The organism is Flagellatimonas centrodinii (assembly GCF_016918765.2).
Taxonomy (GTDB): Bacteria; Pseudomonadota; Gammaproteobacteria; order Nevskiales; family Nevskiaceae; genus Polycyclovorans; species Polycyclovorans centrodinii.
Genome location: NZ_CP092104.1, coordinates 3,032,435 through 3,058,380, shown reverse-complemented (window position 1 = coordinate 3,058,380; position 25,946 = coordinate 3,032,435). Strand labels below are relative to the sequence as shown.

Below are 25,946 nucleotides of genomic sequence, written 5' to 3'. Positions count from 1 at the left end.
AGATATGGCTGAGAAGCAGTATCAAACTATTGAGATGTACCGAACTGCTACAGATGCACTCTATTTGGTCAGTGGAATGGTGCTTTTCTCATTCGCCAAACACGATTGTGACACTAAGAACGTAATTATCAGAAACTTCGTTGCCCGCTCAGCCATGACGCTTAAAAGCGTTTTTTCTCTTTGGGATAACGGTGACACTCAAAATGCCTGGGTTATACATCGAGCCCTGGTCGATAGAATGTTTCATTTGCACAGCCTCGGAGTGAATGACGACTTTCAAGCCTTCGATGATTGGTCGTTTTTCGAACAATTCAAGAGCCAAAACCGTGTAAAAAGCGATGGCCTTTTCAAGGATCAGGCTGTAGGCTGGGTGTATAAAATTAGTGATGAGAAAAAGGCACGCATCAAAGCTCTCGAAAAGGACAAGCCTAAGTGGCGGCGCCCGAGGGCGGAGGATGTCGCTAAAGACATGGGAATGGAGTTTCTTCACAAATACGGCTACGACTATGCCTCAACCCACGTCCATCCTATGGCTAATGATGGTGAGCAAGACTTTTACACCATTACAAAGCTTCAGCCATCGCCTAGGTTTCCCTCACAGATCACGGTGATCTCAAACACTATTTTGACCTCTACGCTGATTCTTCAAGATTCGTTGAATCACAGCTCTTTTAGGGAAACACTGATCAAGTGTCTGAATTTTGCGCCGCTCCGCACTTGGGCGCCAAGAGTCGGCTGACTTTGCGGTTTTCAGCACGTTTGGCATGAGAATCGCTCAGTTCTTCCCGATATTCGGGCTCTTTCGCATATTTGCCCACTGATTCTGCTTGCTGCAGACGCAATTCATCTGCTGGGCTCGGGGATTCGTCGGGCGGCAATCAGCAGATTGGCCAGCCCGAACAGGCTGTAAAGCTGGGCGGTGTTCTTGAACAAGCCCCGATAGCGAGCCTTCCGATGCCTGAACAGGTTCTTGATGATGTGAAATGGGTGCTCGACCTTGGCACGCAGGCTGGATTTCAGTTGTTCGGTTTGCTGAAGCAGCCGTCCGCCTTCGGTGTCAGGGAGTTTGCGTCGCTTGCCCGGTCGCATCGCGATCTGCCAGGCGACGGTGTGTTCGGGGTTGCACTCTTCCCGCTTCTCCACACCCTGATAGCCCGCATCACCATGGGCGTGTCGCTCTTCGCCATGCAGCAGGGCATGGGCTTGGGTGATGTCAGCCACGTTACCCGCCGTGCCAATGAGGCTGTGCACCAGTCCCGAGGCGGCATCTACGCCGATATGGGCCTTCATGCCGAAGTGCCACTGGTTGCCCTTCTTCGATTGATGCATCTCAGGATCTCGCTCGCCTGCTTTGTTCTTTGTCGAAGGCGAAGCAGCAATCAGGGTGGCATCGACAATGGTGCCTTCCCGCATCAGCAGTCCCTGTTCGGCCAGGTGTCCCTTGATGGTCTCGAAGATCAGCTTCGTCAGCCCGTGGGTTTCCAATAGCCGCCGGAACTTCAGCACCGTGGTGGCATCCGGGGACGACTCCCGTCCCAGATCAATGCCGACAAACCGGCGAATTGCGCCAGAGTCGTAAATCGCATCCTCGATCCCCTCGTCGGAGAAACCAAGACATTGCTGGGCAACGTACATCCGCAGCATGCGTTCACAGCCTAGGGGAGGTCGACCATTGCCCGCCTTCGGGTAGAAGGGATCGATGACCGCAAGCAGTGCAGGCCAGGGCGTTGCGGCATCAATCTTCGATAAAAACCGATCCTGCCGCGTCTGACGTGGCTTGGCGGCATATTCGGCATCAGCAAAGCTGCGCTGCTTCATCACCCTCATCCCCGTGGAATTCGTCAGCAATATTTTCTCATGTCCAGTCAATCGCAAAAAGCGTTTGAGGGGACTTGATCAGTGTTTCCTTAGCTGGAGGCGAGTATTATGGGACTTTATAGATGATGTCCGAGCGCTGTTGGATAACGGAGATGCCAGGTATCAGAAATCTTTCGAAAAGTTGGCCATGTTATTCAAAGAAAACGATTTATGTGAGCCCAACAATGCCTAATAAGACGCTGTTGGCGGACAACTCGTCCACCGCTTCGCGGCCCCAAAAGTGCCGCAAAGCTTCGGGTTATGTGCCTAGTAAGCTCTAAGTCGAATCGAATAACAGGGGACAGACCACGATTTATCAGATTGTTGTCCGTTAATCGTGGTCTGTCCCCTATTGCTCATGTAGAGCTTTCATGATTAATCGTTGCCTGCGCCCTATTGTTGCTCAAACCGAGTTTGAGAAAAATGACCGCGATAGCTTCATCAATTTTTATAGTATTCCTATTCGGGGCCATCATTCGATTTTACGGTATTATCACGGAGCGCTATCTTGTCATGGAAGATTTGATGGATCCGATTTCTATTATTGGAATAATTCTATATATAATCGCTTTGGTTTTAGCATTGACAATTTACTCTCCGCCTGAGGACTTGGGACTTCGAGTTGTAAATGGCTATCGTGTCAGATTCTCTATTTATCCTGCAGTGCTACTTCTTTTTGTTATTTTCCCGTGGATGTCGTCGTACCTCAAAAGAGAAACAACTAGGATTTTGGCTTTGATAGGACTTGTGTTGTGCCCAGTGCTTGCAATGCTTGAGGTAAAGAAAATGCAAATGGTGGCTGACTTTTGGCGTGCATTATTTGAAACGGTGAAATTCTAGAGAATTAATTGGGCTGGCTGGTAGAACAGCAAACAATAGAGGGCCGGCCACGATTTATCGGCGTAATTTCTATTGATCGTGGTCTTCCCCCTATTATTTGGGGCTGCTTCTAGCTCCTTTGACCTTCACAATGTAGCTATCAATGCAGAAATTGGACATTTATCATCCGTCATTGTTGACCGGAGAGAGCATTTCTGGGTCCGACGCTAGGCTTCTAATGATCTGCGGATTTATCGTCCCATATTGCTTATTGGTGAATAACATTTGGATGTACTGCGCGGCAATGTTCGCACTGCTTTGCCTGTTATTCTCCGCGCACGCCAAGGCCGTATTGAAGCGGCATCCATCTATCGGAATTTGGATTTTGGCATCGAATGTTAGTTTTTATTGTTTTGGAGCGGTTTCGTTGGCCACGCTATTGTCTCCCATTATTTTTGTTTGCATCATTATTTTAAAAAGGCGATCTATAGTGTGGGCACCATTCTTATAAATAACATGGGGGCAGACCACAATTTTTGTGTTTTTATGATCGTCTGAAATTGCGATTTGGCCTGTATTGTTCAGGTGCGGCAGGCGACGCCGAGCAAGGCAGGTTTGTCCAGGGTGGCAGCCGAGCGTTCTGTATGATTAATCGTGACCTTTCTCCTATTATTCCTGTTTCTTCAACCATTCAATCACGTTCATCACCGTGCCTGGCAATGGCCGGGCGATCAGGAGCACAGCATGTTCAATCACATCATGGTCGGCACCAACGATATCGAGCGGTCCAAGCTGTTCTATGACGCGGTGCTCGGCGTGCTCGGCGCCGGCCAGCCGTTGCGCAATCAGGCGGACACAGGACACACGCGGCTTTTCTATCGCCACGACGGCGGGACGTTCTGTGTCAGCGAGCCTATCAACGGCGAACCGGCAACGGCTGCAAATGGCAGCACCATCGGCTTCAAGTGTCGCTCCGCCGAGGAGGTACGGACGTTCCACGACGTCGCCGTTGCGCATGGTGGGACGTCGATCGAGGCGCCGCCGGGGCTGCGGACGAGTACCTTGGGTGCGATGCATCTGGCGTACGTGCGCGACCCCGATGGCAACAAGCTGTGCGCCATTCATCGCGACAGCTAGGTCACTTCGAACAATTCGCGAACAATAGGGGACACGCGAACAATAGGGGACAGACCACGATTTATCTGGTTGTTGGCCGCTAATCGTGGTCTCCCCCTATTCCTCGCCACCAAGGCGTATGCTGCTGCGGCGCCCACTCCCACCAGACTTGGATCCGGCAGTCGCTGTGATTCTGGTGGCATATTCGGCTTCGGCCTTAGGTTGATGCATGCGGCTTTGTGCCCGTTGTGAACTGCATTTCGAGATCACCACTTCGACACCCTTCATTCTGATGTTGCGGCCGCGCAGTGGCGCCCACCAGTGGATCGCCCGCGAGGAGTACAAGATCGAACCGCAGGTACCGGTCTTCGAGTTCACAGATGGCTACGGCAATCTGTGTCAGCGGTTGGTGGCGCCGCCCGGCGATTTTTCGGTGAAAACGGTAGCCGAGGTGGTAACGGCCGACCACGTCGACCGCGCACCTGGTGCGCCATTCGTGGAGGTGCAGTGGCTGCCGGATGGCGTGCTCGGCTACCTGCTGCCGAGCCGGTATTGTGAATCGGATCATTTCAACGAGATGGCCAGCACCATTACCGCAGGGCAGGTGCTCGGCTACAACCAGGTCGCGGCGATCGAGGCTTGGTTACGACAGACCTACCAGTACGTGCCGGGCAGTACCGGTGAAACCTTGTCGGCGATTGAGGTCAATGCCAGAACGGTGGGGATCTGCCGTGATTTCGCGCATCTCGGCATCGCTCTTTGCCGCGCACTGAGCATCCCGGCGCGCATGGTGGTCGGCTATCTCCACGGCTTGCAGCCGATGGACCTGCATGCATGGTTCGAAGCCTATGTGGGCGGACGGTGGTATACCTTCGACCCGACACAGGCCGAGGTCACCGGTGGCTACGTTGCGGTCGGTTACGGTCGGGATGCGGCCGATGTGGCGGTATTCAACCAGTTCGGTCCGGCGACGTTCGCCACGCGCCAATCGGTCCAGGTCGAACGGCTACCAGACTGATTTCACTGCGGCCCGCGCAGCGACCCAGGATCACCACGTGCTCTTCACGATTCAGCATCGCACCACCTACACCTACTCGGGCCCCGCTCGGCTGGGCCCGCAGCGGCTGCGCTTTCACCCCCGATGCGATGGCGCCCAGCGGGTCATCAGCCATGGTCTGACCGTCTATCCGCAGCCATTGGGCTGGAACCAGCACCTGGACCTCGAGGGCAATCAGGTCTCACAAGTCTGGTTCGCGGGCGAAACCGATCGTTTCGAGATCAATCTGCAGATGCAGGTCGAAACTCTGAGGCGCAACGCGTTCGACTTCGTGCTGACGCCGGAAGCCTTGGTGTTGCCGATCGCCCACCCCCCGGACATGGCGTGCGTGCAGTCCTATCTGCGGCGGGACCAGCCCGATGCAGCGGTGACCGCCTTTGCGGCTGAGCAGAGCGTGGCGGCCGGACGCGATACGGTTCGGTTTCTGCAAAGCCTGTGTCAGCACATGTTCGAGACCTTCGAGCAGGTGCATCGACTGGTCGGCGCGCCGCAAACGCCCATCGAAACGTTGCGAACGCGCCGCGGTGCCTGTCGCGATCTGGCGGTACTGTTCGTCGACTGCTGCCGCGCCGAGGGCATTGCGGCACGGTTTGCCAGCGGCTACCAGAGAGGCAATCTGCAAAGTGATCGCAGAGACCTTCACGCTTGGCCGGAGGTCTATCTGCCCGGCGCCGGCTGGCGCGGGTTTGACCCGACTCACGGCGATGCACTGGCGGACACCCACGTGACCATCGCCGCGGCCGCGAATGCCCGCGACACCATGCCGGTAAGTGGTGCCTTCGTTGGGAGCGGGGTCAGCAGTCGTCTCGACTTCTCGGTGCAGATCCAGGTGGCAGGTGGATAGGGACGCCGACCGTCCTCAGCGATGAAAGTCGATCCGATGCTCGGTGTTGTTGGACGGAACAATAGCGGACAGACTGCGTACTGCCGCTAAAAGCGATCGTTGTGCTGAACGAGGGAGGGCTCATCGTGCACACAGGCAGTTGTCTCTGCGGGGGCGTGCGGTTCGCGATTGACGCGGCCCTAGAACCCATCCAGGTCTGTCACTGCTCACAGTGCCGCAAGGCTCAGGGGACGCCGTTTGCGACCAACACGCCGGTTCCAGCGGCCGCGTTTCATCTTGTCAGCGGCGCCGATCTGCTCACGTCGTTCGAGTCCTCACCAGGCAAGGAGCGGGTCTTTTGCAGAACATGTGGCTCGCCGATCTACAGCAGGAAGGACACGGTTCCTGGTGTGCTGCGCGTGCGTGCCGGCCTGCTCAATGAACCGTTATCTGTCGCGCCGGCAGTGCATTTCTATACCGGCTCAAAGGCAAACTGGTGGCCGATCAACGATGACTTGCCGCAGTGCGAGGGCGCATACGTCGCGCCAGACAACCCCTAAAAAGCGGCTGCCGCCCGATTGACCTCACGTTCAGGCATCCGCCCAGCCCGGCGAAGATTCATCGAGCCTGAGCCAATTGCGATGTCCTGCCAGCCCCGGACGTCACCCGACCTGCTTGAAATCCGCCATCTGCGCATCAAGCGCACGCTGGAATGCGGGGCGGGCGGTGCAGCGCTCGATGTAGGCGGCGAGGCGGGCATCGCGGGTGACGATGTCGGTGTAATTCGCGATGCGCAGCACGGTGGTCATCATCAGGTCACCGGCACTGAAATGGTCACCGTCGAGATAGGGCTTGTCGCCGAGTGTGCGTGACAGCGCCGACAGGCGCCGTTGCAGAAACTCCACCGCGCCGGGACGCCGCAGCTTGGCCCATTCTTCCTTGGCGTAGAACAGGTCGATGAGTGCCACCTGGCTCATGAATGGTTCGATGGAGTTGAGTGATGCCACCACCCACTGCGTGGCGCGCGCCCGGGCCGCGGGGTCTTTGGGGAGCAGGGCTTCGCTGCGCTCACCGACGTACAGCACGATGGCACCGGTCTCGAACAGGGTCAGGTCACCTTCCTGGAGAATCGGCACCTGGCCGAAGGGTTGCAAGGCGCGGTACTCCGGTGTGTCCTGGTCGCCCTGTGCCAACAGGCGGGCGTGGTAGGGCAGGCCGGCTTCTTCCAGCGCCCAGCGGGCGCGCAGATCGCGAACCTGGCCCTGCGCAAATTCCGGTACCCACTTGAAGGCGGTGATGGTGATCATGCGTCGCTCCGATGCGGTAGGTGGTGGCGAGCATGGCGGCGACATACGATATGTTCAAGAAAAAGCTACCGTTCGCAGCTGATATCAAATGTCTCGAACCGAATCTTCGTACCGATTCAACGCAGTGCTGATGCGCCCGGCCGTTGAGGCCGACTGGACCTTCGTCGTGCTGCCGAAGGCGGTCAGTGAAATGCTCCCGCGTCGTGGCCGCACGTCGGTGGATGGCACCCTCAACGGCCATCCGTTTCAGGCCACGCTGGAACCCGACGGGCAGCTCAGCCACTGGCTGAAGGTGACCCCGGCGCTGCACCAGGCTGCCGGCGTGGCGCCGGGCGACACGGTGACCCTTGAGCTGGCGCCGGTTGCCGAAGAACCGGAGCCTTGCGTGCCCGACGACCTGGCTAAAGCGTTGAAGGCAGCCCCGGCCGCCCGCGCGGTGTGGGATGACACGACCACCCTGGCACGGGTGGACTGGATTCACTGGATTGTCAGTGCCAAACAGGCGAAGACCCGCGCCAAACGGATTGCGGATGCCTGTAGCAAGCTGGCGGCCGGTGAGCGACGTGTCTGCTGCTTCGACCCGTCGGGGTTCTACAGCAAGGCGTTGCGGGCGCCCGCTGCGGCCGACTGACCCGTCACACAGGAGCCCGGACCATGCCCCGACACGCCATCTTCGCCATGCCGTTCGCCAAGGTGTATCCGCTGTACGTGCAGAAAGCCGAGCGCAAGGGCCGCAGCAAAGCCGAGGTCGATCAGGTCATCTGCTGGCTCACCGGCTATGACCCGGCGCGCCTGCAGCAGCAGATCGATCTGAAGGTCGATTTCGACACCTTCTTCAACGAGGCGCCGGCCCTGCACCCGAACCGCGCGATGATCCAGGGCGTGGTCTGCGGCGTGCGGGTGGAATTGGTGGAAGACCCCCTGATGCAGAACATCCGCTATCTCGACAAGCTGGTGGACGAGCTAGCCCGGGGCAAGGCAATGGCGAAAATCCTGCGGCAATGACTTGGCGAGTGGTCGAGGCCTGTTGGAGATTCGGTGAACGGAGGGGTGATGATGAAAGGCGAATGTTTGTGCGGTGTGGTCCAGTTCACTGCGCCGGAAAGCAGGGAGATCGGCGCTTGCCATTGCGGCTACTGCCGCCGCTGGGGCGGCGGGCCGATGCTGGCGGTGCATTGCGGAGCGAAGGTGCAGTTCGCCGGCACCGAGCACATTGGCGTGTATGCCTCGTCCGACTGGGCAGAGCGGGCGTTCTGCACGCGCTGTGGCACGCACCTGTACTACAAGCTGCTGGCGACCGGGGAGTACTTCGTGCCGGCCGGTGTGTTCGATTCGTCCGACTTCGAATTGGCCAGCCAGATCTATATCGACAAGAAGCCGCCGTACTACGAGTTTGCCAACAAGACGCCGATGCTCACCGAGCAACAGGTGCTGGCGCAGTACGGCGTGTCTGGAGACTGATCGCCGGGTGTCGGCGCGCCGCCCGCCTCAGCGATGAAACTTCACGCGATGCTCGGTGGGTGGCGCTGGCGTATCGGATGCCGCCGGCGCGGCACAGCCGTTGCAGCTGGCGCAGCCGGTGTCACAGCCCGCGGCTGCCTTGCGCCGCGGCCACCAACGCCACAGGGCATAGCCGGCGGCCCCGGATACCACCAGCGTGACCACGGCCAGTTCGAGCAGGGCGTAGCTCATGCGCCCAGGCTCCGGGCCACCTGGTAGGTGAGCAATGACATGCCGTAAGCCAGCGCAAACAGGTAGCCGGCAGACAGCGCCACCATCCGCCACTGGTTGGTTTCGCGCTTGATCACCGCCAGGGTCGAGATGCACTGCGGCGCGTAGACGAACCACACCAGCAGTGACAGCGCCGTGGCCAGTGACCAGTCGGCGGCCAGGATGGGCACCAGCAGATCGCCGGCCTGTTCATCAGTGGCCGACAGTGCATAGACGGTTGCCAGGGCGCTGACGGCCACTTCGCGGGCAGCCATGGCCGGCACCAGGGCGATGCAGATCTGCCAGCTGAACCCGAGGGGCGCGAAGATCGGCTGCATCAGTAGACCGAGTTGACCAGCCAGGCTGTACTCGATGGCCGGCTCGGTCGCGCCGGGCGGCGGTGCCGGAAACGACGAGAGCGCCCACAGCACGATGGTGAGCGACAGGATGATGGTGCCGACCCGGCGCATGAAGATGCCCGCGCGTTCCCACAAGCCGATCAGGATGTCGCGCGGATGCGGCAGGCGGTAGCCCGGCAATTCCAGCATCAGCGGCTGTTCTTCACGGGCGCCGCCCCAACGCTTCATGATCCAGGCGACGACCACGGCACTGACGATGCCGGCGCCGTACAGCGCGAACAGCACCAGCCCCTGTAGATTGAACAGGCCCAATACCGGTTGTTCGGGGATGAAGGCGGCGATCAGCAGGGTGTACACCGGCAGCCGCGCCGAGCAGGTCATCAACGGCGCCACCAGGATGGTGGCGAGACGATCGCGGGGGCTCTGAATGCTGCGGGTGGCCATGATGCCGGGCACCGCGCAGGCAAAGCTCGACAGCAAGGGGATGAAGGCGCGGCCACTGAGCCCGGCGCCGACCATCAGCCGGTCGAGCAGGAAGGCGGCACGCGGCAGATAGCCGGATTCCTCCAGCAGCAGGATGAACAGGAACAGGATCAGGATCTGCGGCAGGAACACCACCACGCCGCCGACACCGGCGATCACGCCGTCCACCATCAGGCTGTTGAGCAGGCCCTCCGGCAGCGCACCGCCGACCGCAGCGCCCATGGCGCCGATAGCCGATTCGATGAGGCCGATCATCGGGTCGGCCCAGGCGAATACGGCCTGGAACATCACGAACAGCAGCATGGCCAGAATCGGCAGGCCGGTGGCGGGATGCAGCAACAGGTTGTCGGCGCGTTCGGTGAAGGCATCGCCACGGCCGGTGCTGGCGCAGGCATTGCGCAGGGCTTCGGCATCGTCATGCCACTGTGCCGGGTCGGTAAAGGCTGGAGGCGGCGCGTGATGGGTCTCATGCAGTAAGGCCGACAGCGTCTGGGTGCCGTCTCGCTGCACAGCCACCGTTCCCACCACCGGAACCCCAAGGCGTTGCGACAACAAGTCGAGGTCGATCTTCACGCCCTGCCGGCGCGCGACATCCATGCGGTTGACGGCCACCACCATCGGCAGGCCGAGCAGGCGTACTTCCAATGCAAACCGCAGGTGCATCTGCAGATTGACGGCGTCGACCACACAGACCAGCAGATCAGGCGCAACTTCACCGGGGAAGCGGCCGAGGCAGATATCACGCGTCACCGCCTCATCGGGGCTGGTGGCCTCCAGGCTGTAGGCGCCGGGCAGGTCGACGATCTCGACCGCGCGGCCGTCGTCGAGACGGTGTACGCCGGTTTTGCGTTCGACCGTCACGCCCGCGTAGTTCGCCACCTTCTGCCGGCTGCCGGTGAGCCGGTTGAACAGTGCGGTTTTGCCGCAGTTGGGGTTGCCCACCAGCGCGATGCGGGCCAGGCGTGGCGGGTTGGGGCTCATGCGGCCTCCGGGCGAACCTGAATGCGGTCGGCTTCGCTCCGGCGCAAGGCAAAGCGGGTGTCGCCAATGCGCACCAGCAGCGGGTCGCCACCCACCGGCCCGGCCCGCAGCACTTCGACCCGGCGGCCGGCAACAAAGCCCAGCACCTGCAGGCGCCGGGCGATGAGATCCTCACCGGCCTGGGCGGCGATGTGGTCAACCCGGGCGGGGCACCGGTGGGGAAGGTGGGCGAGCGTCGTCATGGTCATGCGTAATGATAACGGCTCTCGTTTGCAGTTGCTGGTGTTACAGACTTGCGGCCAGGGTGGTGCCCTGCAGGATCGCCCGTTTGGCGTCCAGTTCGCCGGCGACATCGGCGCCGCCAATCAGGTGCACCTTGCAGCCCGCCGCCTGCAGCGGTTCCTGCAGACTGCGTTCGCTCAACTGGCCGGTACACAGGACGATGGTGTCGACTTCCAGCAGGGTGGCGTTCTCGCGCTTTTCGCCGTAACTGATGAGCAGCCCGCGTTCGTCAATGGCTTCGTAGTTGACGCCGCCGATCATCTCGACCTTTTTCATCTTCAGCGCGCTGCGATGAATCCAGCCGGTGGTCTTGCCCAGCCGTTTGCCCAGGGTTTCGGCCTTGCGCTGCAGCAGGGTGACCTGCCGCGCCGCCGGCTCGATGTGGGGGCGGGTCACGCCGCCGCGGTGCTCGGCAGGGTCGGTCACCCCCCATTCGGCATTCCACACCGCCAGGTCGAGGGTGGGGGAGGGGCCGCCATGCACCAGGTATTCGCTGACATCGAAGCCGATGCCGCCGGCGCCGATCACCGCCACCCGCTGTCCCACCGGCTTGTGATGCAGCAGCACGTCGATATAGCTCAGCACTTTGCCGGTGGCCTCCTGCTCGGCCTGGCCGGGGATCTTCGGATCCCGCGGCAGCACGCCGGTGGCCAGCACGATGTCGTCGTAGCCACCGGCCTGCAGCCGGGCCGCGTCGACGCGGGTGTTGAGATGCAGGTTGACGCCGGTGTCGCCGAGATGATTGCGGAAGTAGCGCAGGGTTTCGTGGAACTCTTCCTTGCCGGGAATCTGCTTCGCCATGTTGAACTGGCCGCCGATTTCGCTGGCGGCGTCGAACAGGTCAACCGTGTGACCGCGGTCGGCCAGACTGGTGGCGCAGGCGAGGCCGGCCGGGCCGGCGCCGACCACCGCAATCCGCTTCGGTGTCGGTGTGCGCTTGAGCACGATCTCGGTCTCGAAGCAGGCGCGCGGGTTCACCAGGCACGAGGCCGTCTTCATCTTGAAGGTGTGGTCCAGGCAGGCCTGGTTGCAGGCGATGCAGGTGTTGATGCGGTCGGCCTTGCCGGCGGCCGCCTTGTTGACGAAGGCAGCATCGGCCAGTAATGGGCGGGCCATGCTGACCATGTCGGCCATGCCGTCGGCGAGGATCTGCTCGCCGACCTCCGGCGCATTGATGCGGTTGGTGGTGCACAGCGGAATGCGAATCTCCGCCTTCATCTTCTGGGTGACCCAGGCGAAGGCGGCGCGCGGCACGCTGGTGGCGATGGTGGGCACCCGCGCCTCATGCCAGCCGATGCCAGTGTTGATGATGGTGGCGCCGGCGGCCTCGATGGCCTTGGCCAGCATCACCACTTCCTCCCAGCTCTGGCCATCGGGAATCAGGTCGAGCATGGACAGGCGGTAGACGATGATGAAATCGGGGCCAACCGCTTCGCGCACCCGGCGGACGATCTCCACCGGCAGCCGCATGCGGTTCTCGTACGGGCCGCCCCAGCGGTCGTCGCGCTTGTTGGTGTGGGTGACCAGGAACTGGTTGATGAAGTAGCCCTCGGACCCCATCACCTCAACGCCGTCGTAGCCGCCTTCGCGCGCCAGCACGGCACAGCGGACAAAGGCCTTGATCTGGCGTTCGATACCGGCTTCGCTGAGCGCGCGTGGCGTGAACGGGGTGATCGGCGACTTGATGCGCGACGGGCCCACACTCAGCGGGTGATAGCCATAGCGACCGGCATGCAGGATCTGCAGCGCGATCTTGCCACCTTCGCCGTGGACGGCATCGGTGATCTGTCGATGCGACCGGGCGGCACTGCGGGAGGTGAGCTGACCGGCAAACGGGGCGACCCAGCCTTCCACATTGGGGGCGAATCCGCCGGTGACGATGAGGCCGACACCGCCGCGTGCGCGCTCCGCAAAGTAGGCCGCCAGCCGCGGGAAATGCTTCTTGCGATCTTCCAGCCCGGTATGCATCGAGCCCATCAATACCCGGTTGCGCAGGGTGGTGAAGCCGAGGTCGAGCGGGGCAAGCAGGTGCGGGTAGGGATTGGACATGTTGGCGGCCGTTCACGGGTAGCTAGAGTGCCCGCGAGTGTACGTGAGCGTCGCCATTGCGGCGGTTGGGCGCAGCGCCATCACCGTTCGTCGCTGCAGCGCAACATCCGCGCCGCAAATGGGGTACGCTACCACCATACTGCACCGTATGGTGCGCCCGAATTCGTTTTCCTTCCTACTACTTACGGAGTCTTCCCATGGGTCAATACACCGCACCGCTGCGTGACATGCAGTTCGTTCTGCACGAGCTGCTGGGCATCGACAAGGAGCTGCAGTCCATCCCCCGTCATGAAGGTCTGGATGCCGACACCATCAACTCGATTGCTGACGAAGCCGCCAAGTTCGCGCAGAACGTCACCTTTCCGCTGAATCAGAGTGGTGACGAGGAAGGCTGCAGTCTCGACAAGACCACCGGTACGGTGACCGCCCCCAAGGGCTTCAAGGAAGCCTATGCGCAGTATGTCGAGGCTGGCTGGCCGGCACTGGCCTGCGAGCCCGATTTCGGCGGCCAGGGGCTGCCGGAAGTGGTCAACAACGTGCTGTACGAAATGCTCAACAGTGCCAACCAGTCGTGGACCATGTATCCCGGTCTGACCCACGGTGCCTACGCCGCCCTGGTGGCCCACGGCACCGACGAGCAGAAAGCGGCCTACCTGCCGAAGCTGGTGTCGGGTCATTGGACCGGCACCATGTGCCTCACTGAAAGCCACTGCGGTACCGACCTCGGCTTGCTGCGCAGCAAGGCCGAACCGAAGGGCGACGGCAGCTACGCCATCAGCGGCCAGAAGATCTTCATTTCCTCCGGTGAGCACGACCTCGCCGAGAACATCATCCACCTGGTGCTCGCGCGCCTGCCGGATGCGCCGGCCGGCACCAAGGGCATTTCGCTGTTCATCGTGCCCAAGTTCGTCCCCAACGCCGATGGTTCGCTGGGCGAGCGCAACGGCATCCAGTGCGGCGCGCTGGAGCACAAGATGGGCATCCATGGCAACGCCACCTGCGTGATGAACCTCGACGGCGCCACCGGCTGGCTGGTGGGTGAGCCCAACAAGGGTCTCAACGCCATGTTCGTGATGATGAACGGCGCCCGTCTCGGCGTCGGCATGCAGTCACTGGGCCTGGCCGAAGTGGCCTACCAGAACTCGCTGGCCTATGCCAAGGACCGCATCCAGATGCGGTCGCTGTCCGGCAAGAAGGCGCCGGACAAGCCGGCCGACCCGATCATCGTCCACCCGGACGTGCGCCGCATGCTGCTGACGCAGAAGGCCCATGTGGAAGGCGCCCGTGCCTTCACCTACTGGACCGGTCTGATGATCGACAAGGAACACGGCCACCCGGACGAGAAGGTGCGCAAGGACATGTCCGACCTGGTGGCGCTGCTGACGCCCATCGTCAAGGGCTTCATCACCGAACAGAGCTATGTCTCCACCACCCTCGGCATGCAGGTGTTCGGCGGCCACGGCTACATCAAGGAGTGGGGCATGGAGCAGTACGTCCGTGACGCCCGCATCAACATGATCTACGAAGGCACCAACGGCATTCAGGCGCTCGACCTGCTGGGCCGCAAGGTGTTGTCGGACATGGGCGCCAAGCTCAGCAAGTTCGGCAAGCTGGTGACCGACTTCGTCAAGGCGGAGTCTGACAATGAAGCGATGAAGGAATTCATCGGCCCGCTCGCCACCCTCGGCACCGAGGTGCAGAAGGTGACGATGGAAATCGGCCAGAAAGCGATGAAGAATCCGGACGAAGTCGGTGCAGCATCGGTGCCCTACATGCACCTGCTCGGCCACTTCGTCTATGCCTATCTGTGGGCGCGGATGGCGAAGATCGCACTCGACAAGCAGGGTGAGGGCGAGTTCTATGCCACCAAGCTGACCACCGCCCGGTTCTACTTTGCGAAGATGCTGCCGGAGACGGCGATGAACCTTCAGCAGATCCGTGCTGGCGCCGACACGCTGATGACGCTGGACGCCGCCAACTTCTGATCGCGCGGCAGTGGCAACCAGAGGCCGGGCATTGCCCGGCCTTTTTTGTTGTTGACTGCGGCGACGTGGGGGCGGGGGGCAGGGTCAATGCGGTGGCCGCAGCGGCTGCTTACTGTGCAGTACACACGAGGAGAACGATGATGCGTCGACGTGATCTTTCAGGCTGGGGGCTGGCGGTCCTCAATCGAATGGCCCAATGGCCGTTGCTGCGCAGGACGGGCATCCGCCGCGGCGCCGAGCAGGCACTGTTCCATAGTGCCCGAGCGGGGTTTCAGGTAGCGGGCACGGCCGCCCGCAGCTTCAAGCGCGTGCGCGGGGCCGGGGCGCCGGCACGCCTGGACCGGGTTGCCAGCGCCGGTCTGTTCGACCTCACGCCGTCGGAAGAGCAGCAGATGCTGTGCGACGCGGTCCGCGATGTGGCCGAGGGCGAGCTGCGCCCCGCTGCAGCCGACGCCAACGAAGCCGGCAAGGCGCCGGACGCAGTGCTGCGCGCGACGGAAGACCTCGGCATTCATCTTCTGGGCGTTCCTGAATCGCTGGGCGGTGTCGGCCAGACCCGGTCGGTGGTCACCCAGATGCTGGTCACCGAAGCGCTGGCGCAGGGGGACATGAGCCTGGCAGTGGCCTGCCTGGCACCGATGGCGGCGACATCCGCACTGGTGCAGTGGGGGAGCGCCTCGCAGCAGGCCACCTACCTGCCCGCCCTCACCGCCGAGCGACCACCGGTATCAGCACTGGCGATCACCGAACCGCAGCCGCTGTTCGATCCGTTCCAGTTGCAGACCCGTGCCGAACGCGACGGCGATGGCTTTCGCCTGAGTGGTGTCAAGGCACTGGTGTTCCGCGGAGATGAGGCGGAATTGCTGGTGGTCGCCGCCGAGCTGGCAGGGGAGGGTGCCTGCCTGTTTCTGGTCGAGGGCGGCAGCGCCGGCCTGCAGTTTGCGCCCGAGCCGTCCATGGGCCTGCGGGCCGCGCGGCCGGTGCGACTGACACTGGATCAGGTGAAGGTCGGGGCCGATGCCCGCCTCGGCAGTATCGAGGACTACCGCAACTGCGTGCGGCTGTCGCGGCTGGCCTGGTGCGCGCTGGCCTGCGGCACGGGGCGTGCGGTGCTCGATTTCGTCATTCCTTATGTCAACGAACGGCAGGCTTTCGGCGAGCCGATCAGCCATCGGCAGTCGGTGGCTTTTGCGGTGGCCAACATGGGCATCGAGCTGGAAGGCATGCGCCTGGCCACCCTGCGCGCCGCCAGCCGCGCCGAGCAGGGTCTGCCGTTCGCCCGCGAGACCGCTTTGGCGCGGCTGCTCTGCACCGAGAAGGGCATGCAGATCGGCAATGACGGCGTGCAGCTGCTGGGCGGGCATGGCTTCACCAAGGAATATCCGGTGGAGCGCTGGTACCGCGACCTGCGGGCGGTAGCGGTGATGGACGGCGGCGTGCTGCTCTGAGGACGATGACATGATCAATCTTGAAACCCCGAAGAGATTCAAAGGGCTGGTCAGCCAGGCGCAGCAGGTGGCGCAGGAGATCTTTCGCCCCAACTCCCGCAAATACGATCAGGCCGAGCACGCCTATCCGCAGGAACTGGATCTGCTGGCGGCCTTACTGGATGGCATGAACGCCAGTGGCGGCAACGGCGGTGCCGGCGCTGCCGGTGTCAGGCGCGACGACACCGGCGAGACCGGCAATCGCAACGGCTCCAATCTCAGCACTGTGCTGGGCATCATGGAACTGTGCTGGGGCGATGTCGGGCTGTTGCTGTCGATGCCGCGTCAGGGGCTGGGCAACTCGGCGATTGCCTCGGTGGCGACTGCCGAGCAGCTGGCCCGCTTCGATGGCAAATGGGCGGCGATGGCGATCACCGAGCCCCACTGCGGCAGCGACTCCGCGGCGATCCGCACCACCGCCGTCCTCGATGGCGATCACTACGTGCTGAACGGAGAAAAAATCTACGTCACCAGTGGTGAGCGCGCCGATCTGGTGGTGGTGTGGGCAACACTCGACCGCAACGCCGGCCGCGCCGCCATCAAGAGTTTCGTGGTGGAAAAGGGCACGCCCGGTTTCGAGCTGGTGCGGCTGGAGCACAAGCTGGGGATCAAGGCATCCGACACCGCCGCGTTCATGCTCAACAATGTCCGGGTGCCCCGCGAGAACTTGCTGGGCTCGCCCGACGTCGATGTGAGCAAGGGCTTCGCCGGTGTCATGCAGACCTTCGACAACACCCGACCGCTGGTGGCGGGGATGGCGGTGGGGCTGGCCCGTGCCTGTCTCGACGAAACACGTGTTCAGCTCGAAAGGGCGGGTATCGAGCTTGACTACGACGCTGCCGGCCCGCGGCAGCCGTCGGCGGCGCGCCAGTTCATGGAGATGGAAGCGGACTACGAGGCCGCGCATCTGCTGACTCTGGAAGCGGCCTGGATGGCCGACAACCGCCAGCCCAACTCGTTGCAGGCATCGATGGCCAAGGCCAAGGCCGGGCGTAGTTGTGTCGACATTGCACTGCGTTGCGTGGCGTTGTGTGGTGCCCTCGGTTACAGCGAAACCGCACTGCTGGAGAAATGGGCCCGCGACGCCAAGATTCTCGACATTTTCGAGGGCACCCAGCAGATCCAGCAATTGATCGTGGCGCGTCGCCTGCTGGGCAAGAGCTCGACCGAACTCAAGTAAGCTGCGGCATGACCGAGGAGATTACTGGCATGACAGAACTTGCAGCCGTCACCACCGGACGCTTCTGGTACGACGACGTCCAACTGGCCTATGAGCGCTACGGCGCCCATGACGCGCCGGCCGTGGTGTTGCTGCATGGCATCTTGCTTGATTCCTACCTGAATCGCGGGATGGCACGCAAGCTGGTGCAGGAAGGATTTCAGGTGGTGCTGCTGGACCTTCTGGGACACGGCAAGAGCGATCGCAGCTTCGATCCCAAGGATCATCGGGCGGATTTCTATGCCGACCAGGTGCTGGCGCTGATGGATCACCTGCAACTCGAGCGCGCAGTGCTCGGGGGCCTGTCGCTCGGCTGTATCGTGTCATTGCACGCGGCGACCAAGGCGCCGCAGCGCGTCTCGGGCTTGTTCCTCGAGATGCCGGTGATGGAGTGGTCGGCGCCGTGGGCGGCGTTGATCCTGTCACCGTTGATCGTGCTGTCGCGGCTGGCGCCCCTGCTGCAGCGGCCGTTGGCGGAGCGCCTGCGGCGTGCGCCGCGGCCGCGCAACGAGGTGCTCACCAGCATCCTCAATACCGCGTCGATGGAGCCGCGGAACATGGGGGCGATCCTGCACGGCGTGTTGGTCGGTGCCATCGTGCCGCCTGAGCGCGCCCGTCGGCAGCTCACCATGCCGGCGCTGATCGTTGGTCATGGCGGCGACAAGCTGCACGAGTTCCGCGATGCCCATGTCCTGCATCAGGAGCTTCGCAACTCGACGCTGCTGGAAGCCCGCCACATTCTGGAGCTGCGGACACGCCCGGATCGGCTGTGGCCGGAGATCCGTCGTTTCTTCACCGCGGTGATGGCGGCGGAAACGGGGCAGGGGGCTCGCAAGCGGCGGGTCCGCCGCAAGGCGCAGTAGCGAGACCCCGTAGCAGCCTCAGGTCAGGAAGCCGCCGTCCACCACCAGGCTGCTGCCGGTGACGTAGCTGGCGCCATCCGACACCAGAAACAGGACAGCCGGTGCGATCTCGCTGGGCTGCGCCACACGGCCAAGCGGGATGCTGGGCATGAAGTGCTTGAGCATCTCGTCGTTGCTGGTCAGCGCCGAGGCGAACTTGGTTTCGGTCAGGCCCGGCAGCACCGCATTTACCCGCACCCCCCACGGCGCACATTCCTTGGCGAAGGCCTTGGTCATATTGATGACCGCCGCCTTGGTGATGGAATAGATGCCCTGCATCGGACCCGGCCGAATGCCATTGATACTGGCGATGTTGACGATGGCGCCGCGCCCGCCACGCTGCATCAGGCGGGCGGCGAGGGAGGACAGTTCGAAGTAGCCCTTGATGTTGACCTGCAGGGTCTTGTCGACCATGTCCATGCCGGTGTCGGTGATGTGACCGAAGTGCGGATTGGTGGCGGCGTTGTTGACCAGGATGTCGAGACGCCCGAACTGGCGATCGATTTCGGCCACCAGCTTGCCCAGCGCTGCGGAATCACCCTGATGGGCGGCGATGGCGGTGGCCTTGCCGCCTGCGGCGACGATTTCGGCCGCTACCTTGTCAAGATCGGCCTGCTTGCGCGATGCCAGCACGACATGCGCGCCTTGCTCTGCCAGCAGGCGTGCGGTGGCTTCGCCGATCCCCCGTGATGCGCCGGTGACCAGCGCCACCCGTCCCTTGAGGTCAAAAAGTTGAGTGGGCATTGTGGTGCTCCTTATGGGGTAACCGCGGCAGCCGGTAGCCGCTTGCCGAATGCAATGAGGCCGATTCCGAATCCGTACATCATGATGCCGTAGACCGCTGACGGCACCGCCATCTCGGTATTCTGCAACAGGGTCATCGCCACCAGCAGGCCGATGGTGCTGTTCTTGATTCCCAACTCGACGGCGATGGTGAGGCTGTCCTGCCAGTTCAGACGGGCCAGGCGCCCACCCAACAGCCCAAGGCTGATGCCCACGACGTTCAGCGCCGCGCAGGCCGGACCGGCCTGAATCAGCAGGGTGCCCAGCCGGTCGCGGTTGACGGTGGCGATGCCGACGATCAGCGCTGCCAGCACCACGGCACCGAACAGGCTGACGGCGCGATCGGCACGTGCGGCCAGCGCTGAGTTGCGGCCGCGGATGATCATGCCGATGCTGACCGGTATCAGGATCAACACGGCGAGCATGGCCACCGTCTTCAGGAAAGGCAGGTGCACCGTGGTGGCGGCGGCATCAACAACGGCGGTGCGGTCCAGTGCCAGATTGACCCAGAACGGCAGGGTGGCAATGGTGGCGAGGCTGGCGATGACCGTGAGGATGATCGACAAGGCGACGTTGCCCCGAGCCATGAAGGAAATGAGGTTCGACGTGGTGCCGCCGGGGCAGGCGGCGACGATCACCACCCCCACCGCCAGGGAGGCGGTCAGGCCGGGTAGCCCCATCAGGGCGAGGCCGACGAGGGGCAGGGCGAGCAACTGCAGCAGGCTGCCAATCAACAGGCCCTTGGGGGCCCTGGCTTCACGGCGAAAGTCGTTCGGCGTCAGCGTCAGCCCCATGCCGATCATGATGATGAACAAGGCGATCGGCAGGCCGATGGCGATCAGCGGGCTTTGCTGCACGGAACTCCTCCTGAAACTGAATTGTTATGGCTTTTCATCCGGCCGGCGTTTGTATCACAGCCGCCCGGCAAACGGCAGCGCAGACGATGCGGCTGTCCCGGCAAACACGGTAGGCTAGCGGCCTCATCGGCAACCGGAAATATCTGGCATGGACCCCCTGCGAAGCGAGCGTCGTACCGACCGTCAACCCGCAAAGAAGAAGCCGGGCCATGGTGGCCTCTGGCTGTCGTTGTTGATTCCCGCGGTCGTGCTGTTCGGGGTGCTGCAGTGGTACCGGGCCCAGCAACCGGTTGATCTCCCGGTGCCAGGCCACAACGGTGGCGGCAGTCCGGGCGGGGCCTCCGGAGGCAGTGTCGGCAGCATCGGCGCCCAGGGCAGCCCGATCATCGTCGGCGGCGTCACACCGGCCCCCGCGCTTGAGCCCGCCCAGGTCGAGCGCTTCGAGCCGCGGCCCACCGAGGTTCCCTTGGCGGGCGCGCGTGCGGTTGGCGGTGGCGACCGCCTGCCGGAACCGGCGGTGTCACGCGAACTGTCGGCCGAGGGCCAGGACAACCCGCTGTGCAAGAGCCTGCAGACCCAGCGCGAAGCCGCCGAGGCCCAGCTCGAGAAACAGCTGCCGCCGAGCGAAGCCCGCCTGTTCCGCAACGAGCGCGACAATGCGATCCAGAACCTGAGCCGCCTGGGTTGCTTCGAGTAACCCCAGGCAGGGCAACGGTTGCTTCGATATTGTTCTTTACGTTGATGCTTGGCACTCTTGCGCGAAGGAAGAATGAGGGAATAGCGCATGGAGCCGCTTCGACCGGGGTATCGTCGCCGTGAAACGCGAAAGCAGGACCAGACGCTGTTGGTGATTGCCACCATCATCGCCGCCCCGGTTGTCATGTTGTTGTTCCTTTTCGCACTCTCGCGCACCAACCCCCAGGCGCCCGCCACGGACCCTCAAAGGGCGCCCGCGACGACCGCCGTCCGCCCGGCGCCGGTGATCGCTACGCCGACCCCGGACATGGCCCGGCAGGCCCAACAACAGACCGCATCGCCGTTCAGGGAAACCGGTCAGGTCGAGTTCTACACTCACCCCGCGCCGGTCCCCACGCTGACCAACCAGCAGCGCTACGAGCGAGCGTCCGAGATTTACCGCTCAATGGGGTCCGGATCACGACCACCTACACGCCCGACACCGCGGCCTACAGCACGGCCGGCAGCCGCCTCGCAGTCCCAATGCAAATGGTTGGCACAACGCAAGGCCTACATAGAATCCATCATGCGGACCGGCTACAGCGCCTCAGCCAGTCGTGGCCTGCATGCGGAACTGAATGACATCGTCAAGCGAATGCAGCGCCTGCATTGCCTTCGCTAGCGCCGCGCTCAACCAACGACGGCAGACCGGCCCGCCACAACCACAGACGCGAACCCGCCAATACAACGCATAATGTATATTATGTAAAGTATCGGAAAGTAAGGGAGCGGCGTGCGTGCCGTTGGGCCCGATCTCGATGCCCTGCGATGCCGAACAACCGTCAGTCGGCGAAGGCTCCCCGTTTGCCGCCATCTGGGCCCTGACAGCACTGGCCACGCATAAGCTCGATGCCTCACCGGGTGCGCTCCGCGCCTGGTCGACGCTAGGCGACATGACATGGTGATTCCGAACGAGCTCAAGCGACCCGACGCCATCGATCCCGGACACGGGAAGACGAAGGTCACCGACGAGGCGATGTATCGTCGACTGGTCGAGAGCGTCAGCGACTATGCCATCTACATGCTCGACTGCGACGGATATGTCAGCAGCTGGAATCCCGGCGCCCAGCGGTTCAAGGGGTATCTGGCTGATGAAATCATCGGGCGACACTTCTCGACCTTCTATTCAGCGGAAGACCGCATGGCGGGACGCCCGGAGACAGCGCTGAGAATCGCCCGTCAGCGTGGAAGATTCGAAGACAAGGCGTGGCGGGTACGCAAGGACGGACGCCGCTTCATGGCACATGTCGTGATCGATCCGGTCCGTGATGATCACGGCATCGTGATCGGCTACGCCAAGATCACCCGTGACATCAGCGACAGCTATGCCCAGGAGCAGGAACTTCGCGAGAGCGAGCGACGGTTCCGTTTGCTGGTATCGGGCGTCACCGACTATGCCATCTACATGCTGGACCTCAATGGTCATATCAGTAGCTGGAACGCAGGTGCTCAACGTCTGAAGGGCTATACGCAGAACGAGGTGTTGGGGCGGCACTTTTCGGTGTTCTACAGCGATACGGATATCGCCGATGGTCGGCCAACACGTGCGCTGCAGACCGCTTTGACGACCGGGCGATTCGAAGACACGGCCTGGCGCGTAAAAAAGAACGGTGAAACGTTCTGGGCCAATGTGATCATCGACCTGATTCACAACGAGGCCGGCGAACCGATCGGATTCGCCAAGATCACGCGTGATATCAGCGAGCGCAGAATCAGTGAACTACGACTGAAGGACCTGACGCGCGCCAATGAAGAGCTGGAACATTTTGTGCAGATCGCGTCGCACGATCTGCGAGAACCCTTGCGCAAGGTTCTGGCATTCAGCGACTTGCTCGAATGCGACCTGCAAGACGTGATTGACGATACGCGCCGGGGCTACCTGAAAAGCATCAGTGCCGCGACGCAGCGGATGCAGGGTTTGCTTGACAGTCTGATGCAGCTCACACGCGTCAATGCACATGGTGAGAGTTTCAGTCTGTGCGAACTTGATGATGCTCTGGCAGAAGTCTTGGCAGACATGGATATCGCCATTCGCGATGCCGCCGCCACGGTGGTGGTCTCTCCCCTGCCCCGCATCGAGGCCGATCCTGCCCAGATGCGCCAGCTGTTCCAGAACCTGCTCGAGAACGCACTGAAGTACCGGAATTCTGCGGTGCCACTGCGGATCGAGATCGGGGGTCTCGAATCACACGATCCGACTCGAGTGGTCATAGAGATACGGGACAACGGTATCGGCTTCGAACCCAAGTATGCCGAGCGAATATTCGGCATCTTCCAGCGGCTGCATACGCGTGATCAGATTCCTGGATCCGGCGTTGGCCTGGCCGTTTGCCGAAAGATCTGCGAACGCCATGGCGGAACCATCACGGCGTCGGGGGCACCGGGCGCGGGTGCCGCCATCGTGGTGACCCTTCAAGGTGCCCACTGTGCCGTGGAGCACCGCCTCGATGGACCATGAGCCCAGCCTGATGATCGTTGAGGACGATCCCGACGATCTGCTGCTGATCCGGACGGCCTTGGCCCGGGTCTGCCCTGCCGTTCCCGTTCGCGCCAAACGAGACGGTATCGAGTTGATGCAGGCAATCGCCACCGAGGAGCCCCCCCCTGCGTTGATGCTTGTCGACCTCAATATGCCGCGGATGTCCGGTTGGGAACTGCTCGGCGCCATTGCAACAGTGGACGGTTGGTCGGAGATTCCCCTGATCATCCTGACCACCTCGACCGAAACACGCGATCGCCAGCGCGCCGCGGCGCTCGGGGCGAAGGCCCTGATCGTCAAGCCCGACACCTTTCGCGAGCTGGTGGCGATGTTGCCGCCCCTGATTGCGCCCTGGTTTCCTGCTGTAGGCGTTCAGACCTGACATGGCCCGCCAATTCCGATTGCTATTGGTTGAGGACGACCCTGAGGATGTTCTGCTGTTCGAACGGCGGATGCCATCCGGATACCGGCTGACAACCACTACATCGACTGACCCCGACATCGTTCATGCGATGCTCGACGAGCAGGACATCTGTTATGTGGACTATCGGCTCGGGATCGAAAGTGGTCTCGATCTGGTCGCGGCACTTCGGAATCGTGGTGTTCGGCTGCCGATCGTGGTGATCACCGGTCAGAACATCGAGACCCTCGGAGAGAATGCGCTGCTCGCCGGCGCCACTGACTTCGTCAACAAGGATCGGCTGGCTGCGGAGGAAATCGAACGCCTTACCCGCTGGTCGATGATTCGCTCTCGTGTCGAACGACTGCTCAGTACCCGAATCACGCCACGGGAGCTCCAGCTGTTGATGGGTCAGCAGGCCCCTACCCGATCGGCCAGTGATGCTCAGGCGCTGGGGGTGCCCGCGGAATCGATGCGGCGGGTGGTTTACATCAGTCAAGCGACGCGGGCGTTCTCCCAGCAGGAGATCTACACCCTGTGCACCAATGCGGCGGCCGCCAACGCACGACATGGCATCACCGGGGCATTGGTCGTCGCCGGCACCTGTTTCGTGCAGGTGGTTGAAGGCCCGGAATCGGCACTGATGGCGCTGGTGGACCGCCTGCAACGTGATCCTCGTCACCGCAATATCGGCATCATCGTGGATGAGCCCATCTGGGTGCGCAGCTTCGCCGAATGGAACATGGGCAGCTTCTTCATGGACGCCCACCTGACCTATACCTCGATCAACTGGCTACGGCTGATTCACACCCTGCAGCAGACCTTGGCGGAAACCGGTGCCGATCACGACGGTATGGGCCGCCTGATTCAGATGCTGCCGACCTTGCTGTCAACCGCTGCCGATCGAATGGTGACAGCCGCGTAGGGCCCTTGCCGGCTGCGATCGCCGGCCGCCCATCGCGTTGACGCCCCCGAGCCCCAATGCTATAAGCCCCGCCTTCATCTGCAGCCTTGGGAGCGCCCAATGCCGACGCGTGCACCCGCGAAGAAACCCGCATCGCCCTCGCGAACTGCCAGCCGAAAGGCTGTGTCGAAGCCCACGGCTGCCAAGAAAACAGCCAAGGCGCCCCAAAAGACCGGCGGACCGGTCAAAGCCGCAACGCCGGCAAAGAAGACCGCCACCAAGGCTGCCGCCGCCACTCCTTCATCCACCCGGAAGCGCGCCGCTGCAAGCGCTTCCCCGAAGCCGAAATTAATGACTGCGAAAACCCCAGCCGCAAAGTCCAAGTCTGCCGCCACTGGCGCCGCGTCCAAGGCTGTCTCGAAGGCCGCCCCCAAGAAGCCTGCTGCCAAGAAGGCAACGGCTGCGCCCAAGGGGCCGTTGACCGAGGCGCAAATCCGCAAGATGTCGGACAACGACTATATGAACGAGGCGCAACTCACCTTCTTCCGTGAGCGCCTGCTGATGATGAGAGCGGAAGTCCTGGCGCGAGAAGTGGATGTCAAGGAGCGTCTTCACCAGCGGGAGATCTTTGCCGACCCCGCAGACCGTGCTACCGCGGAGGAAGAGCACTGGCTCGATCTGCGACTTCGCGAGCGTGAATCCTTGCTACTGCGCAAGATCGACGAAGCCCTCAAACGCATCGTTGACCGTGAATACGGCTACTGCGAAAAGACCGGCGACCCGATCGGTATTCCGCGTCTGCTGGCACGTCCGACCGCCACCGTCTGCGTCGACATCAAGGGGCAGGACGAACGCGTCGAAGCGCAGTATCGCGACCGCTGACTTTCGGCGTTATCGCATGACGAAATTGCTTGACTTCAAGCCCGCCGTCATTAGAATACGCGCCACACAGTGATGCGGGTGTAGCTCAGTTGGTAGAGCGCGACCTTGCCAAGGTCGAGGTCACGAGTTCGAGCCTCGTTACCCGCTCCAAGATGTTCAAGCCCCGGTTGAATGAGCGGGGCTTTTTTGTTTCGAAGGTCCAGTGTCCGCTCCGGATCTGGCTGGGTGGCAGAGTGGTTATGCAGCGGACTGCAAATCCGCGTACGTCGGTTCAATTCCGGCCCCAGCCTCCAATTGCATGAATTCAGATGGCGCCGAAAGGCGCCATTTGTCTTTATGAAACAATAATTTAGTGTCTGTAGCAGTAGCCACCTGTCGCTGCTGATCTGCCCAAAATCGTCGTTTGCAGTGGGGTCACAAGTGGGGTCAAAATCGGTCATCCCGCCAATCTTGACTGGCAGCCTGAAATT

27 protein-coding genes and 2 tRNA genes are annotated in these 25,946 nt (G+C 62.1%); 21 read left to right on the top strand and 8 right to left on the bottom strand.

What is annotated here, in order from left to right:
- The first annotated feature begins 4 nt into the window (after window positions 1–4).
- The gene (locus JN531_RS14775; RefSeq protein WP_228349615.1) at window positions 5–739 is read left to right on the top strand and encodes a DUF5677 domain-containing protein; all 735 of its coding nucleotides are present in this window, start codon (window positions 5–7) and stop codon (window positions 737–739) included.
- A gap of 104 nt (window positions 740–843) precedes the next feature.
- Here JN531_RS14775 and JN531_RS14770 read toward each other — a convergent pair whose 3' ends face one another.
- Window positions 844–1,818: an IS5 family transposase gene (locus JN531_RS14770; RefSeq protein ID WP_228349980.1), complete on the bottom strand. Its 975-nt coding sequence runs from the start codon at window positions 1,816–1,818 to the stop codon at window positions 844–846.
- Between the two features lie 552 nt (window positions 1,819–2,370).
- Here JN531_RS14770 and JN531_RS14765 point away from each other — a divergent pair.
- From JN531_RS14765 to JN531_RS14745, 5 genes are all read left to right on the top strand, one after another.
- Window positions 2,371–2,697, top strand: a complete 327-nt coding sequence (locus JN531_RS14765; protein ID WP_228349614.1) for a hypothetical protein — start codon at window positions 2,371–2,373, stop codon at window positions 2,695–2,697.
- A 723-nt stretch (window positions 2,698–3,420) separates the two neighbouring features.
- Window positions 3,421–3,813 carry a VOC family protein gene (locus tag JN531_RS14760; protein ID WP_228349613.1) on the top strand — a complete coding sequence of 131 codons (393 nt, stop codon included), beginning with the start codon at window positions 3,421–3,423 and terminating at the stop codon, window positions 3,811–3,813.
- A 208-nt stretch (window positions 3,814–4,021) separates the two neighbouring features.
- Window positions 4,022–4,810 carry a transglutaminase domain-containing protein gene (locus tag JN531_RS14755; protein WP_228349612.1) on the top strand — a complete coding sequence of 263 codons (789 nt, stop codon included), beginning with the start codon at window positions 4,022–4,024 and terminating at the stop codon, window positions 4,808–4,810.
- Between the two features lie 37 nt (window positions 4,811–4,847).
- The gene (locus JN531_RS14750; protein WP_228349611.1) at window positions 4,848–5,693 is read left to right on the top strand and encodes a transglutaminase family protein; all 846 of its coding nucleotides are present in this window, start codon (window positions 4,848–4,850) and stop codon (window positions 5,691–5,693) included.
- Between the two features lie 125 nt (window positions 5,694–5,818).
- Window positions 5,819–6,232: a GFA family protein gene (locus JN531_RS14745; RefSeq protein WP_228349610.1), complete on the top strand. Its 414-nt coding sequence runs from the start codon at window positions 5,819–5,821 to the stop codon at window positions 6,230–6,232.
- A gap of 102 nt (window positions 6,233–6,334) precedes the next feature.
- Here the strand turns inward: JN531_RS14745 and JN531_RS14740 are convergent, their stop codons facing one another.
- Window positions 6,335–6,979, bottom strand: a complete 645-nt coding sequence (locus JN531_RS14740; protein ID WP_228349609.1) for a glutathione S-transferase family protein — start codon at window positions 6,977–6,979, stop codon at window positions 6,335–6,337.
- An 88-nt stretch (window positions 6,980–7,067) separates the two neighbouring features.
- On the opposite strand from JN531_RS14740, the gene JN531_RS14735 reads away from it, so the two are divergent.
- Genes JN531_RS14735 through JN531_RS14725 form a run of 3 tightly spaced genes read left to right on the top strand, consistent with a single transcriptional unit; the run spans window position 7,068 to window position 8,440 of the window.
- A complete protein-coding gene (locus tag JN531_RS14735) occupies window positions 7,068–7,610 on the top strand; it encodes a YdeI/OmpD-associated family protein (RefSeq protein WP_228349608.1) in 543 nt (180 codons plus the stop codon).
- 23 nt (window positions 7,611–7,633) lie between these two features.
- Window positions 7,634–7,984 (top strand): DUF2200 domain-containing protein, encoded by a 351-nt coding sequence (locus JN531_RS14730; RefSeq protein ID WP_228349607.1) that lies wholly within the window; start codon window positions 7,634–7,636, stop codon window positions 7,982–7,984.
- Between the two features lie 51 nt (window positions 7,985–8,035).
- A complete protein-coding gene (locus tag JN531_RS14725; protein WP_366522444.1) occupies window positions 8,036–8,440 on the top strand; it encodes a GFA family protein in 405 nt (134 codons plus the stop codon).
- Window positions 8,441–8,467: 27 nt separating this feature from the next.
- On the opposite strand, the gene JN531_RS14720 is transcribed toward JN531_RS14725, so the two are convergent.
- Genes JN531_RS14720 through JN531_RS14705 form a run of 4 tightly spaced genes read right to left on the bottom strand, consistent with a single transcriptional unit; the run spans window position 8,468 to window position 12,843 of the window.
- Window positions 8,468–8,671 carry a FeoB-associated Cys-rich membrane protein gene (locus JN531_RS14720; protein ID WP_228349605.1) on the bottom strand — a complete coding sequence of 68 codons (204 nt, stop codon included), beginning with the start codon at window positions 8,669–8,671 and terminating at the stop codon, window positions 8,468–8,470.
- Window positions 8,668–10,512, bottom strand: coding sequence for a ferrous iron transporter B (gene feoB / locus JN531_RS14715; RefSeq protein ID WP_228349604.1), 1,845 nt, complete (start codon window positions 10,510–10,512; stop codon window positions 8,668–8,670). The genes JN531_RS14720 and feoB overlap by 4 nt, the downstream gene beginning before the upstream one ends.
- On the bottom strand, window positions 10,509–10,760 hold the full coding sequence (locus JN531_RS14710; protein ID WP_228349603.1) for a FeoA family protein: 252 nt from the start codon (window positions 10,758–10,760) through the stop codon (window positions 10,509–10,511). The genes feoB and JN531_RS14710 overlap by 4 nt, the downstream gene beginning before the upstream one ends.
- Window positions 10,761–10,797: 37 nt before the next feature.
- On the bottom strand, window positions 10,798–12,843 hold the full coding sequence (locus tag JN531_RS14705; protein ID WP_228349602.1) for an NADPH-dependent 2,4-dienoyl-CoA reductase: 2,046 nt from the start codon (window positions 12,841–12,843) through the stop codon (window positions 10,798–10,800).
- 197 nt (window positions 12,844–13,040) lie between these two features.
- On the opposite strand from JN531_RS14705, the gene JN531_RS14700 reads away from it, so the two are divergent.
- From JN531_RS14700 to JN531_RS14685, 4 genes are all read left to right on the top strand, one after another.
- On the top strand, window positions 13,041–14,828 hold the full coding sequence (locus tag JN531_RS14700; protein ID WP_228349601.1) for an acyl-CoA dehydrogenase C-terminal domain-containing protein: 1,788 nt from the start codon (window positions 13,041–13,043) through the stop codon (window positions 14,826–14,828).
- 137 nt (window positions 14,829–14,965) lie between these two features.
- Window positions 14,966–16,276: an acyl-CoA dehydrogenase family protein gene (locus tag JN531_RS14695; RefSeq protein WP_228349600.1), complete on the top strand. Its 1,311-nt coding sequence runs from the start codon at window positions 14,966–14,968 to the stop codon at window positions 16,274–16,276.
- A gap of 10 nt (window positions 16,277–16,286) precedes the next feature.
- Window positions 16,287–17,495 (top strand): acyl-CoA dehydrogenase family protein, encoded by a 1,209-nt coding sequence (locus JN531_RS14690; RefSeq protein WP_228349599.1) that lies wholly within the window; start codon window positions 16,287–16,289, stop codon window positions 17,493–17,495.
- Window positions 17,496–17,524: 29 nt separating this feature from the next.
- Window positions 17,525–18,397, top strand: a complete 873-nt coding sequence (locus JN531_RS14685; protein ID WP_228349598.1) for an alpha/beta fold hydrolase — start codon at window positions 17,525–17,527, stop codon at window positions 18,395–18,397.
- Window positions 18,398–18,415: 18 nt separating this feature from the next.
- On the opposite strand, the gene JN531_RS14680 is transcribed toward JN531_RS14685, so the two are convergent.
- Both JN531_RS14680 and JN531_RS14675 read right to left on the bottom strand, forming a co-directional pair.
- Window positions 18,416–19,180 carry an SDR family oxidoreductase gene (locus JN531_RS14680; RefSeq protein ID WP_228349597.1) on the bottom strand — a complete coding sequence of 255 codons (765 nt, stop codon included), beginning with the start codon at window positions 19,178–19,180 and terminating at the stop codon, window positions 18,416–18,418.
- An 11-nt stretch (window positions 19,181–19,191) separates the two neighbouring features.
- Window positions 19,192–20,076: a bile acid:sodium symporter family protein gene (locus JN531_RS14675; RefSeq protein ID WP_228349596.1), complete on the bottom strand. Its 885-nt coding sequence runs from the start codon at window positions 20,074–20,076 to the stop codon at window positions 19,192–19,194.
- Between the two features lie 148 nt (window positions 20,077–20,224).
- On the opposite strand from JN531_RS14675, the gene JN531_RS14670 reads away from it, so the two are divergent.
- From JN531_RS14670 to JN531_RS14635, 8 genes are all read left to right on the top strand, one after another.
- Entirely contained in the window at window positions 20,225–20,773 is a 549-nt protein-coding gene (locus JN531_RS14670; RefSeq protein ID WP_228349595.1) for a hypothetical protein, read from the top strand.
- Between the two features lie 87 nt (window positions 20,774–20,860).
- Complete coding sequence (locus JN531_RS14665) at window positions 20,861–21,433, top strand: hypothetical protein (protein ID WP_228349594.1); 573 nt, start codon at window positions 20,861–20,863, stop codon at window positions 21,431–21,433.
- Between the two features lie 276 nt (window positions 21,434–21,709).
- Window positions 21,710–23,269 (top strand): sensor histidine kinase, encoded by a 1,560-nt coding sequence (locus JN531_RS14660; protein WP_228349593.1) that lies wholly within the window; start codon window positions 21,710–21,712, stop codon window positions 23,267–23,269.
- On the top strand, window positions 23,259–23,672 hold the full coding sequence (locus JN531_RS14655; RefSeq protein WP_228349592.1) for a response regulator: 414 nt from the start codon (window positions 23,259–23,261) through the stop codon (window positions 23,670–23,672). The genes JN531_RS14660 and JN531_RS14655 overlap by 11 nt, the downstream gene beginning before the upstream one ends.
- 1 nt (window position 23,673) lies before the next feature.
- Window positions 23,674–24,615: a BLUF domain-containing protein gene (locus JN531_RS14650; protein ID WP_228349591.1), complete on the top strand. Its 942-nt coding sequence runs from the start codon at window positions 23,674–23,676 to the stop codon at window positions 24,613–24,615.
- A 162-nt stretch (window positions 24,616–24,777) separates the two neighbouring features.
- Complete coding sequence (gene dksA / locus JN531_RS14645) at window positions 24,778–25,476, top strand: RNA polymerase-binding protein DksA (protein WP_239795311.1); 699 nt, start codon at window positions 24,778–24,780, stop codon at window positions 25,474–25,476.
- 74 nt (window positions 25,477–25,550) lie between these two features.
- Window positions 25,551–25,626, top strand: a tRNA-Gly gene (locus JN531_RS14640).
- Between the two features lie 69 nt (window positions 25,627–25,695).
- A tRNA-Cys gene (locus JN531_RS14635) sits at window positions 25,696–25,769 on the top strand.
- Window positions 25,770–25,946 lie beyond the last annotated feature (177 nt).

Excerpts from the sequence above, each read along its gene's own strand:
- JN531_RS14720 (WP_228349605.1), bottom strand. The coding sequence starts at position 8,671 with ATGAGCTACGCCCTGCTCGAACTGGCCGTGGTCACGCTGGTGGTATCC.
- JN531_RS14700 (WP_228349601.1), top strand. The coding sequence starts at position 13,041 with ATGGGTCAATACACCGCACCGCTGCGTGACATGCAGTTCGTTCTGCAC.
- JN531_RS14695 (WP_228349600.1), top strand. The coding sequence starts at position 14,966 with ATGATGCGTCGACGTGATCTTTCAGGCTGGGGGCTGGCGGTCCTCAAT.
- JN531_RS14665 (WP_228349594.1), top strand. The coding sequence starts at position 20,861 with ATGGAGCCGCTTCGACCGGGGTATCGTCGCCGTGAAACGCGAAAGCAG.
- JN531_RS14660 (WP_228349593.1), top strand. The coding sequence starts at position 21,710 with ATGGTGATTCCGAACGAGCTCAAGCGACCCGACGCCATCGATCCCGGA.
- JN531_RS14760 (WP_228349613.1), top strand. The coding sequence starts at position 3,421 with ATGTTCAATCACATCATGGTCGGCACCAACGATATCGAGCGGTCCAAG.
- JN531_RS14740 (WP_228349609.1), bottom strand. The coding sequence starts at position 6,979 with ATGATCACCATCACCGCCTTCAAGTGGGTACCGGAATTTGCGCAGGGC.
- JN531_RS14710 (WP_228349603.1), bottom strand. The coding sequence starts at position 10,760 with ATGACCATGACGACGCTCGCCCACCTTCCCCACCGGTGCCCCGCCCGG.
- JN531_RS14735 (WP_228349608.1), top strand. The coding sequence starts at position 7,068 with ATGTCTCGAACCGAATCTTCGTACCGATTCAACGCAGTGCTGATGCGC.
- JN531_RS14650 (WP_228349591.1), top strand. The coding sequence starts at position 23,674 with ATGGCCCGCCAATTCCGATTGCTATTGGTTGAGGACGACCCTGAGGAT.
- JN531_RS14655 (WP_228349592.1), top strand. The coding sequence starts at position 23,259 with ATGGACCATGAGCCCAGCCTGATGATCGTTGAGGACGATCCCGACGAT.
- JN531_RS14725 (WP_366522444.1), top strand. The coding sequence starts at position 8,036 with ATGAAAGGCGAATGTTTGTGCGGTGTGGTCCAGTTCACTGCGCCGGAA.
- feoB (WP_228349604.1), bottom strand. The coding sequence starts at position 10,512 with ATGAGCCCCAACCCGCCACGCCTGGCCCGCATCGCGCTGGTGGGCAAC.
- JN531_RS14670 (WP_228349595.1), top strand. The coding sequence starts at position 20,225 with ATGGACCCCCTGCGAAGCGAGCGTCGTACCGACCGTCAACCCGCAAAG.
- JN531_RS14690 (WP_228349599.1), top strand. The coding sequence starts at position 16,287 with ATGATCAATCTTGAAACCCCGAAGAGATTCAAAGGGCTGGTCAGCCAG.
- JN531_RS14730 (WP_228349607.1), top strand. The coding sequence starts at position 7,634 with ATGCCCCGACACGCCATCTTCGCCATGCCGTTCGCCAAGGTGTATCCG.
- JN531_RS14685 (WP_228349598.1), top strand. The coding sequence starts at position 17,525 with ATGACAGAACTTGCAGCCGTCACCACCGGACGCTTCTGGTACGACGAC.
- JN531_RS14770 (WP_228349980.1), bottom strand. The coding sequence starts at position 1,818 with ATGAAGCAGCGCAGCTTTGCTGATGCCGAATATGCCGCCAAGCCACGT.
- JN531_RS14755 (WP_228349612.1), top strand. The coding sequence starts at position 4,022 with ATGCGGCTTTGTGCCCGTTGTGAACTGCATTTCGAGATCACCACTTCG.
- JN531_RS14765 (WP_228349614.1), top strand. The coding sequence starts at position 2,371 with ATGGAAGATTTGATGGATCCGATTTCTATTATTGGAATAATTCTATAT.
- JN531_RS14705 (WP_228349602.1), bottom strand. The coding sequence starts at position 12,843 with ATGTCCAATCCCTACCCGCACCTGCTTGCCCCGCTCGACCTCGGCTTC.
- JN531_RS14775 (WP_228349615.1), top strand. The coding sequence starts at position 5 with ATGGCTGAGAAGCAGTATCAAACTATTGAGATGTACCGAACTGCTACA.
- JN531_RS14680 (WP_228349597.1), bottom strand. The coding sequence starts at position 19,180 with ATGCCCACTCAACTTTTTGACCTCAAGGGACGGGTGGCGCTGGTCACC.